The following is a 13,293-nucleotide window of genomic DNA, read 5'->3' on the forward strand; positions in this document are numbered from 1 at the left end:
CACTCTCCTACGCCTGCGTGGCTGCGGAGATCCGGTCGTGCGGCACCGGCAGGCCGAGGTTGTCGCGCAACGTTGTTCCCGTGTACTCGGTGCGCAGCACGCCCCGGTCCTGTAGCAGCGGCACCACGTGATCGACGAACTCGTCGAGACCGGAAGGCACGAGGTGGGAGCCGATGATGAATCCGTCGGAGCCGTCGTTCTGCACGAACGCATCGATCTTCTCTGCGACCTGTCCGGCGGTGCCGACGATCGGGCCACGTTCGAACTGGTCGATGACGGTCTCCCGCAAGGTGAGCTTGTTCTCCTCGGACACCGCTCGCAGTCTTGCGACGGTCTCGAACCGGTCCTGGTACGTGAATGCGCGGCCCTGGATGATCGGTGGCGCGTCGGGATCCGGTTCGATGCCCGGGACGGGTCCGTCGGGGTCGAACGCGGAGAGATCGCGGTTCCAGATCTGCTCGAGCAGGATCAGCGCGGTCTGGCCGGTGACCTGCTGGTTGCGGACCTCATGGTACTTCTCCCACGCCTCGGCCTCGGTGTCGCCGAGGACGAAGCTTGCCGAGGGGAGGATCTTGATGTCGTCGGCGTTCCGCCCGAACGAGACCGCACGCGCTTTGATGTCGCGGTAGAACTCAGCGGCCTCGGGCAGCTTCCCGTAGGGCGAGAAGATCGCGTCGGCGTTGCCTGCCGCAAAATCGCGCCCCTGCGGCGACACGCCGGCCTGCAGCAGGACCGGTCGGCCCTGGGGGCTGCGCGGCACTGTGAACCGGCCGCGGATGTCGAATTGACTGCCGTGATAGTCGAAGGTTCCGGCGCCCGGACGGCGCAGGAAGCGGCCGTCTTCCTTGTCGGCCACGACGTCGTCACCGCGCCACGAATCCCACAGCTGCCGCACCACTTCGAGGGTCTCCTCGGCGCGCTCGTAGCGCTGCGAGTGGTCCAGGAACCCACCGCGTCGGAAGTTCTGACCCGTGAATGCGTCGAACGACGTCACCACGTTCCACGCCGCTCGACCACCCGACAGCTGGTCGAGCGACGCGAATTGCCGCGCGAGTTCATACGGCTCGTTGAACGTGGCGTTGATGGTTCCTGCCAGTCCGAGGTGATCGGTGACGGCGGCGAGGGACGCGAGCACTGTGAACGTGTCGGGGCGGCCGATGATGTCCTGGTCGAAGATCTGCCCGGCGCGCTCGCGCAGGGCGAGACCCTCGGCGAGGAAGAAGAAGTCGAACTTGCCGCGCTCGGCGGTTCGTGCGGTGTGTTCGAACGAATCGAACTCGATCTGGCTGCCCGCCCGGGGATCCCACCATGCGGTGTGGTGGTTGACGCCGCCGAGGTAAGCGCCGAGGATGACCTGCTTCTTGGGTGTGCTCATCGGAACATGTCCTTGTCTGAAGGGTCGCGGGGTCTCAGGCGGCCGGGGTTCCCGTGGCGTACCGGTTGGGAACGTCGGTGGGTAGGCCGAGTAACCCGCGCAGGGAGGTGTCCGGATACGCGGTGCGGAACAGGCCGCGTTGCTGCAGGATCGGCACCAGCCGGGACGACACGGCGTCCAGATCGTCGACCGCGACACCCGGCCGCAACCGGAAGCCGTCGAATCCCAGCTGCTGCCATGCCGCGAGCCGGTCCGCGAGCTCGTCCGCGGAGCCGGTGAACACGGCGGCGTCCGAGGCGAACTCGATCCCGGCGAGACCGTCCAGGCGATGCAGCCGGGCTGCCCCGGATTCGCGGTCGTTGTCGAGGAACACCACCAGGTCGGCATAGACCCGGAGCGGCTCACCGGTGCGCCCGACCCGTTCGGACGCCGCGGCGACATCGGCGAGAACTGACTGCGCGTGGACGTCGTCGGCCGGGGTGACGAACACGAGGTCGGCACCGCGTGCCGCCAGTTCGTACGGCAGTGCCTGGTGGGCGAGCGCGGTGACCACCGGCTGCCCCTGCGGCGGTCGCGGTGTGATGGAGGGGCCGCGGACGCTGAAGTAGCGACCCTCGAAGTCGATGTAGTGCAGCTTGTCACGGTCGATGAACCGGCGGGTTTCGACGTCGCGGATCTCTGCGCCGTCCTCCCAGCTGTCCCACAGCCGGCGGACGACCTCGACGAAGTCGCCGGCCTCGTCGAACAGGTCGACCAACACCTGCGGCAGCGTGCCCTCCGCGATGGCCGCCCAGGCCTGCTCGGTGAGTTCCGGGACGGTGCGGCGGCCGAAGTGCGCGGCCTCATCGGCGTGCCCGGACACCGTGACCTGCCATCCCGCGCGACCGCGGGAGGTGTAGTCCAGGGTCGCGATGCCCTTCGACACGTGGAACGGCTCGGTGTGCGTCGTGGTGATCGTCGGGATCAGGCCGAGGTGCCGCGTGAGCGGGGCGATCCTCGCCGCGACGAGGTGCGCGTCGATGCGCGCCCGGACCCGGTCCACGGAGTCGGCCGCGTCGGGTGCGTGGCGATTCACCGGTGCCGCCAGACTGTCCTCGATGGTGACGAAGTCCAGCAGGCCGCGCTGCGCGACGGCAGCGAGGTCGGTCCAATAGGCGCCGGTGAACAACGCGTCCGGGTGCGAGTTCGGCTCGCGCCACGCGGCGGGATGCCAGCCCGCACCGTCGAGGGCGGCGGCGAGATGCAACGGGGTATTCGAGGTCATCGACGAAGTCTCCAGTCTCGGGAAGAGCAGTGACGGTGAAACGGCTCGGTCGCACCACGAACCAAGGGGTCTCTCGGTCGCTCCGGATGGTCGCGTGCGAGCCTACGGTTCGTCGTCTGTTCCAGCGCCCCTTTACTTCAGCTCGATCGAAACCTCGGCAGCCGAAGGTGCAGTTGCGCTGCATGTTTCCGATCGGGACGAATTAATGTCCGATCGCATCGAACTGTCCCACGTCAGGCCCTGTTTCTCGTCGTGGAGGACGGAGGCGGTGACCGAGCGACGGTGACAACCGGGGCTAGTCTCTCGATGTCCGGATGCCGGCCACCGTCACTCGTCGCGTGCCAGGCATCCCTCTGGGACCGAAGTAGGGAAGGGGCGACATGACAGCGGCGAACACGGCCGTCAGTGCGGCCGAATCCGTGACCGCCGCAGACCGCCACCCATTCGTCGCTCGGGTGCGGGAGTACGCCGAACGAGTACTGCGCCCCGAAGCCCTGTCGACCGACCGTGACGGAGTCACCAGAGAAGTTATCGCCGAACTCGCTGCGCTGGGGCTCCTGAACCATCAAGCGCCGCGGGAATACGGTGGCCTCGACATCGACCGCAACACCGATCGCCGCCTGCACGAGATCATCGCCGGCGCGTGCTTCAACACGTGGCTCGTCTGGGCTCAGCACGCGCCGATGGCCGAGCGAATCGTGGAATCCAGGAAACCGGGCGAACCGGTGTCGGAGCTCGCCGAGCGAATTCTGCGTGGCGAACTCGTGCTCGGTGCCGGAGTCAGCGACGTCCGGAGGTTTCCCGACCATTACATCGCGGCGGAAAGGGCGAGCGGCGGCTGGATCTTCACCGGCGCCATCTCCTGGGTCAGCGGGTGGGGGCTCAACAACGCCCTGACTGTCGCCGCGGTGGAAAGGCAGACGGAGACCGTGGTCACCGCGCTCGTGCCGGTGAGCGACCGCACGCACAGCGTCGGCCCGCTCCGACTCGGCGCCGTCGCCGGCAGCAAGACCGCGCGGGTCGAGCTCGACGACGTGTTCGTACCCGACGAGCACGTGCTCTCCGCCCAATCGCTGGAGACCACGCGGTTCAATGACATCGGCACGGCGAGCGACGCACGCGGTCACCACTTCGGGCTTGCAGAAACAGTCCTCCGAGAGTTGGAGCAGTCCGGACACCCGCTCGCCCAGGACGTGGCGGCGACGTGGCGGCCACGCATCGCGCGGATTCGGAGCACCGCGTACGAGCTGTCCGATGAGGCCATTGCCGCGGGAGGCGGTCCGCATCGGATCGGCGAACGCCTCGCGACCAAGGTCGCCAGCGGCGAGGCGTTGTCCACGATCACCCGAGCTCTGCTCATAGCGCGGGCCGGTCGGGGACTGAGTGGCGACGACACGGCGCAGCTCCATGCACGGTCGGCGCTCTTCGTCCTGGTCCAAGGACAAACCACCGACGTTCGCCGAGCCCAGCTCGCCGAACTCGCCCGCTGATCACCACCACCGAACAGGAATCACCATCCCATGAGTCTCGAATTCCTCTGGTATATCCCGAATCAGGTGACGCCGGGACACCGCGGCGAGCCCGTCACGGTCGACCACAACAGCCTCGACACCCTCACGGCCCAGGCGGAGGCCCTGGAGGAACACGGCTGGAAGGGCGCATTGATCGGCACCGGGTGGGGTCGCCCGGACACCCTCACCGTCGCCACGGCCCTCGCTGCCCGGACGTCGACGTTCGAGCCACTCGTCGCGGTTCGGCCCGGGTATTGGACCCCGGCTCACTTCGCCTCCGCTGCAGCGAGTCTCGACCACCTGTCCGGTGGCCGGGTCCGGGTCAACATTGTGTCCGGGAAGGACAACCTGGGAGCGTACGGCGAACGCGAGAGCGACCAGGCCGCCCGCTACACCCGCACCAAGGAGTTCCTGCAGCTCGTCCGGAAGCTGTGGACGGAGGAGAACGTCACCTACCATGGCGAGCACTTCCAGGTCACCGACTCCACGGTGCTGCCCCGGATCGCGCCGCGCGGAGACCGGCTCCACCCGAAGCTCTACTTCGGTGGGGCCTCCGACGCCGCTGAGCGGGTAGCGGCCGCCGAAGCCGATGTCCAACTCTTCTGGGGCGAACCCCTCGAAGGGGTGCGGGAACGGATCGAGCGCCTGCGGGCGCTGAGTGAGGAACTCGGCCGAGAGCACGCACCGCTCGAGTTCGGTCTGCGGATCACCACCCTCGTCCGGGACACGACCGAGCAGGCCTGGGCCGAAGCGGAAGCGAAGGTAGCGGAGATGGCGAAGAACCAGGGTGCACCGGCCCAGAACCCGCACCGCCAGACCGCCGTGGGACAGCAGCGACTCCTCGACCTCGCTACTCGCGGCGAGGTGCTCGACGACAATCTGTACACCGCACCCGGCAAGTTCGGTGGCGGCGGCGCAGGCACCACCTGGCTGGTCGGTTCCCCGGAGGACGTCGCGAAGTCGTTGCGCAAGTATCAGGACCTCGGCATCACCCATTTCGTGCTGTCAGACACCCCGTATCTGCGGGAGATCGAACGTCAGGGCACTCAGCTGCTGCCGCTACTGGGGGAGTGAGCGCGGAAGCGCTAGCCAGAGGGGGGAACGAGCCTGGCGTTCACTGTCGCCCGCCCGAGCCGATGCCGCGGTTGTCGCAGCATCGGCCCGGGCGGGCTTTTCAGTTGTCGTCTGCCGAAATCTGCTCGGTCAGAGCTCGAGCCCCGTGCCGTGCACGCCGTGTTCCTCTATGAGCGCCAGTTCGTCGTCGGTGAGCGCCGGGAAGTTCAGGGCGGCGATGTTGTGGTCGAGTTGCTCGGTCGAACTCGCCCCGATCAGCGCCGACGTGACCTCCGGCCTGCGCAGTACCCACTGCAACGCGAGCTGGGCGAGTGACTGCCCGCGGGCCTCGGCGATCTTGTTGAGTTCGGCGGTGCGCTGCCGGTACGTCTCGTCGATCACATCCGGCGTCAGGAATGAACTGTTCTGCGCCCGTGCGTGTTCGGGAATCGTCTCCAGGTACTTGTCGGTCAGGAGGCCCTGCGCCAGCGGCGAGTACACGATGAGCCCGAATCCGTCCTGGTGGGCGGTGTCCAGCAGGCCGTTCTGTTCGGGGCGCCGGTCGTAGATCGAGTAACGCGCCTGGTGGATGAGCAGCGGGACACCGGCCTGGCGGAGCAGTTCGGCGGCCTCGTGGGTGCGATCGGGGAGGTAGTTGGAGATGCCGACGTAGAGCGCCTTGCCCTGCTCCACCGCGCTGACCAGTGCACCGACCGATTCTTCCAGCGGCGTGCTGAGGTCGGGGCTGTGGTGGTAGAAGATGTCGACGTAGTCGGTGCCGAGGTCGCGCAGACTGTGGTCGAGCGAGGTGAGGATCGACTTGCGCGAGCCGCCCTTGAGATAGGGGCTCGGACCGATCGGATTGCCTGCCTTGGTCGACAGGATGAGTTCGTCCCGGTAGGGCGCGAGGTCCTTCGCGAGAACCCTGCCGAAGTTCTGCTGGGCCGCGCGGTGCGGTGGGCCGTAGCGGTCGGCGTTGTCGAAGTGGGTGATCCCCAGGTCGAATGCGTGGAGGATGATCTCCCGCTGGGTCGCAAAGGCGTAGTCGCTACCGAACTTCTGCCACAGGCCGAACGAGAAGGCAGGCAGATCGAGGCCGGAGTTTCCGGAGCGACGGTAGGGGACCTTCTCGTAGCGGTCCTCGGCGGCGGCGTAGGTGAGGTCGAAGGGGCTGGCGGTCATCGGTGTCGACTCTTCCGTTCTGATCGGTTGTTGTTGTGGGTCGGTGGTCAGAAAAGGCCGGTGGTGGGTGGTTCCTCGCCGGTCAGGTGGTAAGCCCCCGCGATCGCCTGCTTCCACTGCCGCGGGTTGTGATTGGCGGCCGTGCGCGCGTTGCGCCAGTGCCGGTCGAATCCGAGGTCTCGATTGGTGATGGAGCCACCGCCCACGTCGAAGAGCAGTTCCGCAGCCTCGAGCGCGGACTCGATTGCGATCGCGCTCGCGTGCGCGACGTGAACCGCGGCAGCAGCACCGGCGGTGCGTGCGGCGGGCCCGGTGAGTCCCCGGACATCTTCCAGTGTCTCGGCTGCCAACAGCACGACGGCCCGCGCCGCCTGGGCGCGGCCGGCGATCTGCCCGATTGTCTGCCGCACATAGGGATCCTCGACGCTGGTGTCCGCGGAGCTGTGCTTGATCGGCCGGGCCTTCTCCCGCACGTACCCGACCGCGTCGTCGAGGGCTCGCGCTGCCACACCGGCCTGTATCGCCGCGAGATAGAACTGCGCGAAGCTGCCGGGCCACGGGTTGTCGAGCTGGGCCTGGTCGGGGAAGGTCACCTCGTCGTCGGATACGCGCACGTTGGTCAGGCGGGTGGTGCCACTGGCGGTGAGCCGCTGACCGACGGCGTCGAAGTCGTCGAGCCGTTCGACTCCCTCGCGGTCGACGGGCACGGTGAACCGAACCACCGTCCCGTCCTCGGCGAGTGCCTGGGTCGAGAACCAGGATGCGTACAGCCCGCCGGTCGAGTAGTACTTCTCGCCGTCGACCACCCAGCCCGCACCCTCACGCCGGGCCGTCGCATTGATCTGCCCGCTCGCGCCTCCGGTTCGCTCATTGCTCGTTCCGGCGAACAGATCCCGGTTGCGCAGCCGCGTCAGAATCACCTCGCGGTGCGGCAGATCGGGTCGGCTCGATACCTGCTCGGCGACGAGGAAACTGCTGCGCAATGCCTGCGCCACACTGGAGTCGGCGCGCGCCACTTCGATGACGACCTCGGCCACATCACGCAGCGAACCACCAGCACCACCGTCCTCCCGGGCGACGCCGACCAGCGCGATTCCCGCGTCCGCGAGTGCACGGACCTCGCCGAAAGCGTAGTCGCGCGCCTTCTCCCGCGTCCCGGCGGTGTCGCCCAGACGGCGCAGGACGGGGCGGACTGCGGCGCGGATACCCGCCACGGTGAGTCCGGAGACCGATGTCGCTGCGATCGACTCGTGTTCTGGGTACACAGCGGTCATGACAACGCCTCCACGGTGTCGCGCAGGCCGAGGGATGCCCGCAGCGTCGGTCCTGTCGAGGCGGACAGCAGCGGCACGAGCGTGCGTACCGCGGCCAGGACGCCGTCGACCCCTCCGGTGGGTACCAGCTCCACAGCGTCCAACTTGTCGCGGTCGATCCATCCGGCGAGCTCGTCGGCCAGTGTGCGCGCACTGGCGCCGGCGGACAGCGTCACTTCGGCGCGCCCGATCAGAGCGACGTCCTCGCGCTTTCGGCCGGCCTGCTCGAGGCCGGCAGTCAGAGCGAGGTCTGCGCCCGCCGACTGCCCCCGATCGACGACCACCGCGTCGGCGGACTGTGCCACCGCCGCCCCGCCGAGCACGTCCAGGTCGGCGGCCACGACGACCGGGCGTCCCTGCACGGACGAGGGTCCGTCCAGCGGCCCCGCAACCCGGTAGAAGCGGCCTTCGTGGTCGATCGCCCGGATCAATGCGTCGTCGACGACCAGTGCGCGTTCCTGGTCCCCGATCAGCGCGTCCCGGGGGAAGGATTCCCACAGGCGCGTGAGGATCTGGGCGTATTCGGACCAGCGCTCCACTGGACCGGCGGCGACCGGGTCCGGCACGGTGGCCGCACTCACCTCGTCGTCGGCGCCGGGGCGCAGGACCACACCGACCCGGCCGGCGGTGGCGCGGTCGAACGACAGGACGCGCCGAGCCACGTTGTACGGCGCGTTGTGGTTCGTCGGCACATCCACGAGGTAGCCGATGTCGCCGAACCGGCCGGCGAGATACGCACCGGCCACGCTCGGGTCGATCGCGCGACGGCCACCGGCAGTGTCCAACAGGCGCAGCGCGGCGACGCCGGCCTCCTGCGCCGCCTCGGTGACCGTGACAGCCGCGGCCGGCGAGACGGGGGCGAAGCGGTCGGGCTCGGCACCAGCGAGTGCGTCGCCGACGGCGAGGTCGATCAGGATCGGGGTACTCATGTGTTGCCTCTTCTGGTTTCTGAGACTGTTCAGCGAGCGGCTTCGAGACGTCCGCGGTCCCACACCCCGGCCGGTACGTCGGGGACGTCGAGACCGAGGTGGTCACGCAGGGTCGTTCCGTCGTACTCCGTGCGGAAGAGGCCGCGCCGCTGCAGCTCGGGGATGAGGTGGTCGGCGAAATCATCGAACCCGGAGGGCAATACGTCGGGCATCACGTTGAACCCGTCAGCGGCGCCATGGTGGAACCATCGCTCGATGTCGTCGGCGACCTGCTCGGGGGTGCCGACCACGATGCGGTGCCCACCACCCCCCGACAGCTTCTTCAGTAGCTGTCGCAAAGTCGGGTTTTCCCGGTCGATGATGTCCTTCACGACCCGGTAAAAGGTCTGTGACCCGCCGGCCTCGTCCGGTTGGGCGAGCAGCTCCGCAGGGATCGGTTCGTCGTCGGCAAGCCCGTCCAGCGAGAAGCCGAGTTGTCCTGCGAGCCGGCCGCGCGCGTAGGCGTCGGGGAGCAGGTCGTCCAGCAGCTCGCGCCGCTCGATCGCCTCGGCCTCGGTACTACCGAGAACAGTCGACAGTCCAGGCAGGATCACGATCTCGTTCGGGTTCCTGCCGAAACGCAGGGCACCGTCGCGTAACTCTGTGCGGAAAGCCTTCGCCTTCCGAATGTCCTGCTCGGCGGAGAAGACGACCTCGCCGACGCGCGATGCCAGCTGCTTGCCGTCGCTGGAGCCTCCCGCCTGGACGACGACCGGGCGACCCTGGGGCGAGGGGAAGTCGGTTCTGGCGGCCCATGCGGCGACGACCTGTTCCACGAATTCTGCTGCCCGCCGGTAGCGGAGGCCGTGGTCCGGCTCACCGGTGCGTCCGAAGTTGCGCGCGGCGATCGGCCCCGCCGTCGTGACGACGTTCCAGCCGAACCGGCCACCACTGAGGTGATCGAGGTCGCCGAGTCGTCGGGCGAGCTCGACAGGATCGTTGTAGGACGATGACAGCGTCGCAATCAGCCCGATCCGCTCGGTCTGTGCAGCAACCCTCGCCAGTACCGTGGTCGGCTCGAGGTTGTTGCCTGTCCGGTGCGTGATACTCGGGTCGAGCGAAGGTCCGTCAGCAAGAAATACTGCGTCGAGCTTGGCGGCCTCCGCCTTCTTCGCGATCGAGGTGTAGTGGTCGATCGTGTAACTGGCCAGGCCGTCCGTCCCGGGGAACCGCCACGATCCACCGAAGACCCCGGCGTTGAGGATGTTGACGTTGATATGAAGCCGGCCGCTCACTCGGTGGTCCCTTCATCGATGACGGGTGTGGATCGATCGGATCACTGTCGTCGAATGGCCATGGAATGGAAATGGTTCGAATCGTGCAGATTCACTGGAAAGAGTCTTAAGCCCGCACCACACCGGTCGCATGGTCCTCGATTCCGCGGCCGACCAGAAGTGGCTGTGGAACGACGTGCTGTGGCAGCAGAACGTCTACCAGCGGTGGGCGGACCGGACTTGTGGCTCTCGCCTACGCTTCGTGTCCACTGACACCAGTACAGACCGGAACTGACGGGAAACTCGCCGCGGCGAGGTCGCGAACGAAAAGGGGCCGCGGGCCGCTCCCCATGTGCAGGGCCTTCGCGACGATTCTGTTCGCACACCGATCGTCGAGTGGTCGGGGAACGGGGTCGATTCCCGCAGGTAAAGGGCCTAAGATTGGGCACTGTCGGGCGGCTGTCCGGCGCTTACGCTCGGGCAGGAGTGGCCGATGACGAATGCAAAACCGCAGCCGATGGCATTGGGTGATGATGCCGCGCGCACTCTGGCGAATGCGACCAAGTCCGTTCCGCAGATGGAGTCGATCACCCCACGGTGGTTGGTGCACTGCCTGAGCTGGATTCCGGTGGAAGCCGGTATCTACCGGTTGAACCGGGTGGTGCATCCGGAGTCGGTCGATATCAAGTGTGACAACTTCGACGAGTCCCCGCTGCCGGAGACCTTCGTCGATTACGAGAAGGAACCGCGGGAGTATCGGCTCAAGGCCGTTCACACCATTTTGGACGTGCACACCAGGGTGTCCGACCTCTACTCGAGCCCGCACGACCAGATCGCGCAGCAGCTGCGGCTCACGATCGAGGCGATCAAAGAGCATCAAGAGGGCGAGCTGATCAACAGCCCGGACTATGGGTTGATCGCGAATACGGCGAAGAAGCAGAAACTCTCCACGGTCGGTGGGCCCCCGACTCCGGACGATCTGGACAACATGATCGCCAGGACGTGGAAGGAGCCGGCCTTCTTCCTGACCCATCCCGAGGGGATTGCCGCGTTCGGCCGGGAATGCACGCGCCGCGGTGTACCGCCGCCGACCGTGAGCATGTTCGGTTCCCAGTTCGTGACATGGCGGGGCATCCCGATCATCCCTTCGGACAAGGTCAAGGTCGAGGGCGGGAAGACGAAGTTCCTGCTGATCCGAACCGGCGAGTCCCGCCAGGGCGTGGTCGGTCTGTACCAGCCGGGCCTGGCCGGCGAGCAGGGGATGGGCCTGTCGGTGAAATTCATGGGAATCGACCGCAGCGCAATCGCGTCATATCTCGTCTCGCTGTACTGCTCGCTCGCGATCCTGACCGACGACGCTATCGCCTTGCTCGAGGACGCGGAGGTGGACAAGTTCCATGACTACGCCCCCTCATACCGGAAGTGAGCCGGACGACCAGCCAGGTTTCGGCGGATGGGAACTGCCCGACGAAGCGACGTTGAACAGGCTGGCCGGCGAATATTTCTCGCGCCTACCGGGGTCGGGTGCCGCCGCGTCACCGGCAGCTGCCGCGACAGACGGCGCGAGTCAGCCGGGCCAGGTGCCGGGCGCGTCGCTGGATACGGTCACCGTTCCCCAGGGCTTCGAGAGCCAGGTCCCCGTCGCGCCGGCGTCACCGACCGGCCCGCCGGGCGGATCATCCGCGAGTAGCGCCGCAACGTCGTATGGCGCCACCCCAGCCGAGATCGCGGCGCCGTGGATAGACGAGGGTGTCTCACCGTCCGAACTGACCACCGAACTCCCAGGTGTGTCCACGGACGCCCCTGCATCGTCGTCGTTCTACTTCCTCGACCCACCGAACGGTTATCGGCCCGGGTCGGGCGGTGTCGACACGAGTCGCGGGTACACGATCCCCGTCTCGGCACAAGAGATTCCCGCGGTGTCCGATCGGGCGCGCGCGTCGATGTCCGCCCCATCGTCCTCCGACGTGGGAGCACCGAGCTTCTACTTTCTCGACCGAGGCACGGCAGGGGCCGACACTGCGCCGCAGATCGGACGGGCCGGGCCGCACGGACCCGCCGTGGCGGATGCGCATCCCGGATTCGACGTCAACGCGGTTCGACGTGATTTCCCGATCCTGGGTGAACGAGTAAATGGATATCCGTTGGTGTGGTTCGACAACGCCGCCACGACGCAGAAACCGCAGGTGGTGATCGACCGGATCAGCTATTTCTACGAACACGAGAATTCGAATATTCATCGCGCCGCACACGAATTGGCTGCGCGTTCGACCGATGCCTACGAGCAGGCACGGCAGACGGTGGCACGGTTCATCGGTGCCTCGTCGGCGGAGGAGATCGTCTTCGTCCGCGGCGCCACCGAGGCGATCAACCTGGTGGCGCAGACGTGGGGACGTAAGAACATTCGCGAGGGCGACGAGATCGTGATCGCGCATCTCGAGCATCACGCGAATATCGTCCCGTGGCAGATGCTGGCGTCGGAGACGGGCGCGGTGATCCGGGTGATCCCGGTGGACGACTCGGGGCAGTTGATGATGGGGGAGTACACCAGGCTGCTGTCGGACCGTACGAAGCTCGTGGCCGTGGCCCAGGTGTCGAATGCGCTGGGCACGATCACCCCGGTGCGCCAGATCACGGAAGAAGCGCACCGTGCGGGTGCGATCGTCTTGGTCGACGGCGCGCAGTCGGTGCCGCACACCAGGGTCGACATGCAGTCGTTGGACCCGGATTTCTTCGTCTTTTCCGGGCACAAGATCTTCGGCCCCACGGGGATCGGCGCGTTGTACGGCAAGTCCGACGTACTGGCGGATACCCCGCCGTGGCACGGCGGGGGGAACATGATCACCGACGTGACCCTCGAGCGGTCCACCTATCAGCTGCCACCAGGGAGGTTCGAGGCCGGTACCGGAAGTATCGCCGACGGAGTGGGGTTGGGTGCTGCCATCGAGTACGTGGAGCGGATCGGGATCGAGAACGTCAACCGTTACGAGCATGTCCTGCTCGAATACGCCACCGCAGAACTGAGGAACGTTCCGGGGTTGCGGCTGATCGGTACCGCGGCGGAAAAGGCGAGCGTGATCTCATTCGTGCTCGCCGGGTACGAGCCGCTCGAGGTGGGTAAGGCGCTCAACTCGAAGGGCATCGCGGTGCGCGCGGGACATCACTGCGCGCAACCGATCATGCGGAGATTCGGTGTCGAGGGCACGGTGCGGCCGTCGTTGTCGTTCTACAACACCTGCGAGGAGGTGGACCGGATGGTCGCCGTCCTCCACCAACTGGCCGCCGATGCCGGTCGCCGCTCCTGACGGGCAACCCGGCCCCAGGTTCGCTGCCTGGATCACGACTTCGGTGCTGGTCGCGACCGCGTTTTCGACCGTGGTTGCCGGTGTCATCCTGCGCCGTGCAGACTCGCG

10 protein-coding genes are annotated in these 13,293 nt (G+C 67.1%); 4 read left to right on the forward strand and 6 right to left on the reverse strand.

The window, feature by feature from the left end; all coding sequences use genetic code 11:
- Positions 1 to 7: 7 nt before the first annotated feature.
- Complete coding sequence (locus tag CJ179_RS30155) at positions 8 to 1,375, reverse strand: NtaA/DmoA family FMN-dependent monooxygenase (RefSeq protein WP_095863855.1); 1,368 nt, start codon at positions 1,373 to 1,375, stop codon at positions 8 to 10.
- A 34-nt stretch (positions 1,376 to 1,409) separates the two neighbouring features.
- Entirely contained in the window at positions 1,410 to 2,639 is a 1,230-nt protein-coding gene (locus CJ179_RS30160) for an LLM class flavin-dependent oxidoreductase (RefSeq protein ID WP_095863856.1), read from the reverse strand.
- A gap of 380 nt (positions 2,640 to 3,019) precedes the next feature.
- Between CJ179_RS30160 and CJ179_RS30165 the strand changes: the two genes are divergently transcribed.
- Both CJ179_RS30165 and CJ179_RS30170 read left to right on the forward strand, forming a co-directional pair.
- Complete coding sequence (locus tag CJ179_RS30165) at positions 3,020 to 4,129, forward strand: acyl-CoA dehydrogenase family protein (protein ID WP_095863857.1); 1,110 nt, start codon at positions 3,020 to 3,022, stop codon at positions 4,127 to 4,129.
- A 30-nt stretch (positions 4,130 to 4,159) separates the two neighbouring features.
- Positions 4,160 to 5,224 (forward strand): LLM class flavin-dependent oxidoreductase, encoded by a 1,065-nt coding sequence (locus CJ179_RS30170; RefSeq protein WP_095863858.1) that lies wholly within the window; start codon positions 4,160 to 4,162, stop codon positions 5,222 to 5,224.
- 129 nt (positions 5,225 to 5,353) lie between these two features.
- Here the strand turns inward: CJ179_RS30170 and CJ179_RS30175 are convergent, their stop codons facing one another.
- The 4 genes from CJ179_RS30175 to CJ179_RS30190 are packed head-to-tail and all read right to left on the reverse strand — an operon-like array spanning position 5,354 to position 9,901.
- Positions 5,354 to 6,385: an aldo/keto reductase gene (locus tag CJ179_RS30175; RefSeq protein WP_072941267.1), complete on the reverse strand. Its 1,032-nt coding sequence runs from the start codon at positions 6,383 to 6,385 to the stop codon at positions 5,354 to 5,356.
- A gap of 47 nt (positions 6,386 to 6,432) precedes the next feature.
- The gene (locus CJ179_RS30180) at positions 6,433 to 7,659 is read right to left on the reverse strand and encodes an acyl-CoA dehydrogenase family protein (RefSeq protein ID WP_095863859.1); all 1,227 of its coding nucleotides are present in this window, start codon (positions 7,657 to 7,659) and stop codon (positions 6,433 to 6,435) included.
- A complete protein-coding gene (locus tag CJ179_RS30185; protein ID WP_095863860.1) occupies positions 7,656 to 8,627 on the reverse strand; it encodes an LLM class flavin-dependent oxidoreductase in 972 nt (323 codons plus the stop codon). Before CJ179_RS30185 ends, CJ179_RS30180 begins: the two co-directional genes overlap by 4 nt.
- Before the next feature lie 29 nt (positions 8,628 to 8,656).
- Positions 8,657 to 9,901 carry an LLM class flavin-dependent oxidoreductase gene (locus tag CJ179_RS30190; protein WP_095863861.1) on the reverse strand — a complete coding sequence of 415 codons (1,245 nt, stop codon included), beginning with the start codon at positions 9,899 to 9,901 and terminating at the stop codon, positions 8,657 to 8,659.
- A 472-nt stretch (positions 9,902 to 10,373) separates the two neighbouring features.
- Between CJ179_RS30190 and CJ179_RS30195 the strand changes: the two genes are divergently transcribed.
- Together CJ179_RS30195 and CJ179_RS30200 are read left to right on the forward strand one after the other, a co-directional pair.
- A complete protein-coding gene (locus tag CJ179_RS30195; RefSeq protein ID WP_095863862.1) occupies positions 10,374 to 11,306 on the forward strand; it encodes a family 2A encapsulin nanocompartment shell protein in 933 nt (310 codons plus the stop codon).
- A complete protein-coding gene (locus tag CJ179_RS30200; RefSeq protein WP_083395861.1) occupies positions 11,278 to 13,185 on the forward strand; it encodes a family 2A encapsulin nanocompartment cargo protein cysteine desulfurase in 1,908 nt (635 codons plus the stop codon). The genes CJ179_RS30195 and CJ179_RS30200 overlap by 29 nt, the downstream gene beginning before the upstream one ends.
- Positions 13,186 to 13,293 lie beyond the last annotated feature (108 nt).

Source organism: Rhodococcus sp. ACS1, assembly GCF_002300155.1.
Lineage (GTDB): Bacteria > Actinomycetota > Actinomycetes > Mycobacteriales > Mycobacteriaceae > Rhodococcus_F > Rhodococcus_F koreensis.

What these genes read in the sequence shown, in the direction of transcription:
- CJ179_RS30155 (WP_095863855.1), bottom strand. Translation starts at nt 1,375, where the DNA reads ATGAGCACACCCAAGAAGCAGGTCATCCTCGGCGCTTACCTCGGCGGC.
- CJ179_RS30160 (WP_095863856.1), bottom strand. Translation starts at nt 2,639, where the DNA reads ATGACCTCGAATACCCCGTTGCATCTCGCCGCCGCCCTCGACGGTGCG.
- CJ179_RS30165 (WP_095863857.1), top strand. Translation starts at nt 3,020, where the DNA reads ATGACAGCGGCGAACACGGCCGTCAGTGCGGCCGAATCCGTGACCGCC.
- CJ179_RS30170 (WP_095863858.1), top strand. Translation starts at nt 4,160, where the DNA reads ATGAGTCTCGAATTCCTCTGGTATATCCCGAATCAGGTGACGCCGGGA.
- CJ179_RS30175 (WP_072941267.1), bottom strand. Translation starts at nt 6,385, where the DNA reads ATGACCGCCAGCCCCTTCGACCTCACCTACGCCGCCGCCGAGGACCGC.
- CJ179_RS30180 (WP_095863859.1), bottom strand. Translation starts at nt 7,659, where the DNA reads ATGACCGCTGTGTACCCAGAACACGAGTCGATCGCAGCGACATCGGTC.
- CJ179_RS30185 (WP_095863860.1), bottom strand. Translation starts at nt 8,627, where the DNA reads ATGAGTACCCCGATCCTGATCGACCTCGCCGTCGGCGACGCACTCGCT.
- CJ179_RS30195 (WP_095863862.1), top strand. Translation starts at nt 10,374, where the DNA reads ATGACGAATGCAAAACCGCAGCCGATGGCATTGGGTGATGATGCCGCG.
- CJ179_RS30200 (WP_083395861.1), top strand. Translation starts at nt 11,278, where the DNA reads ATGACTACGCCCCCTCATACCGGAAGTGAGCCGGACGACCAGCCAGGT.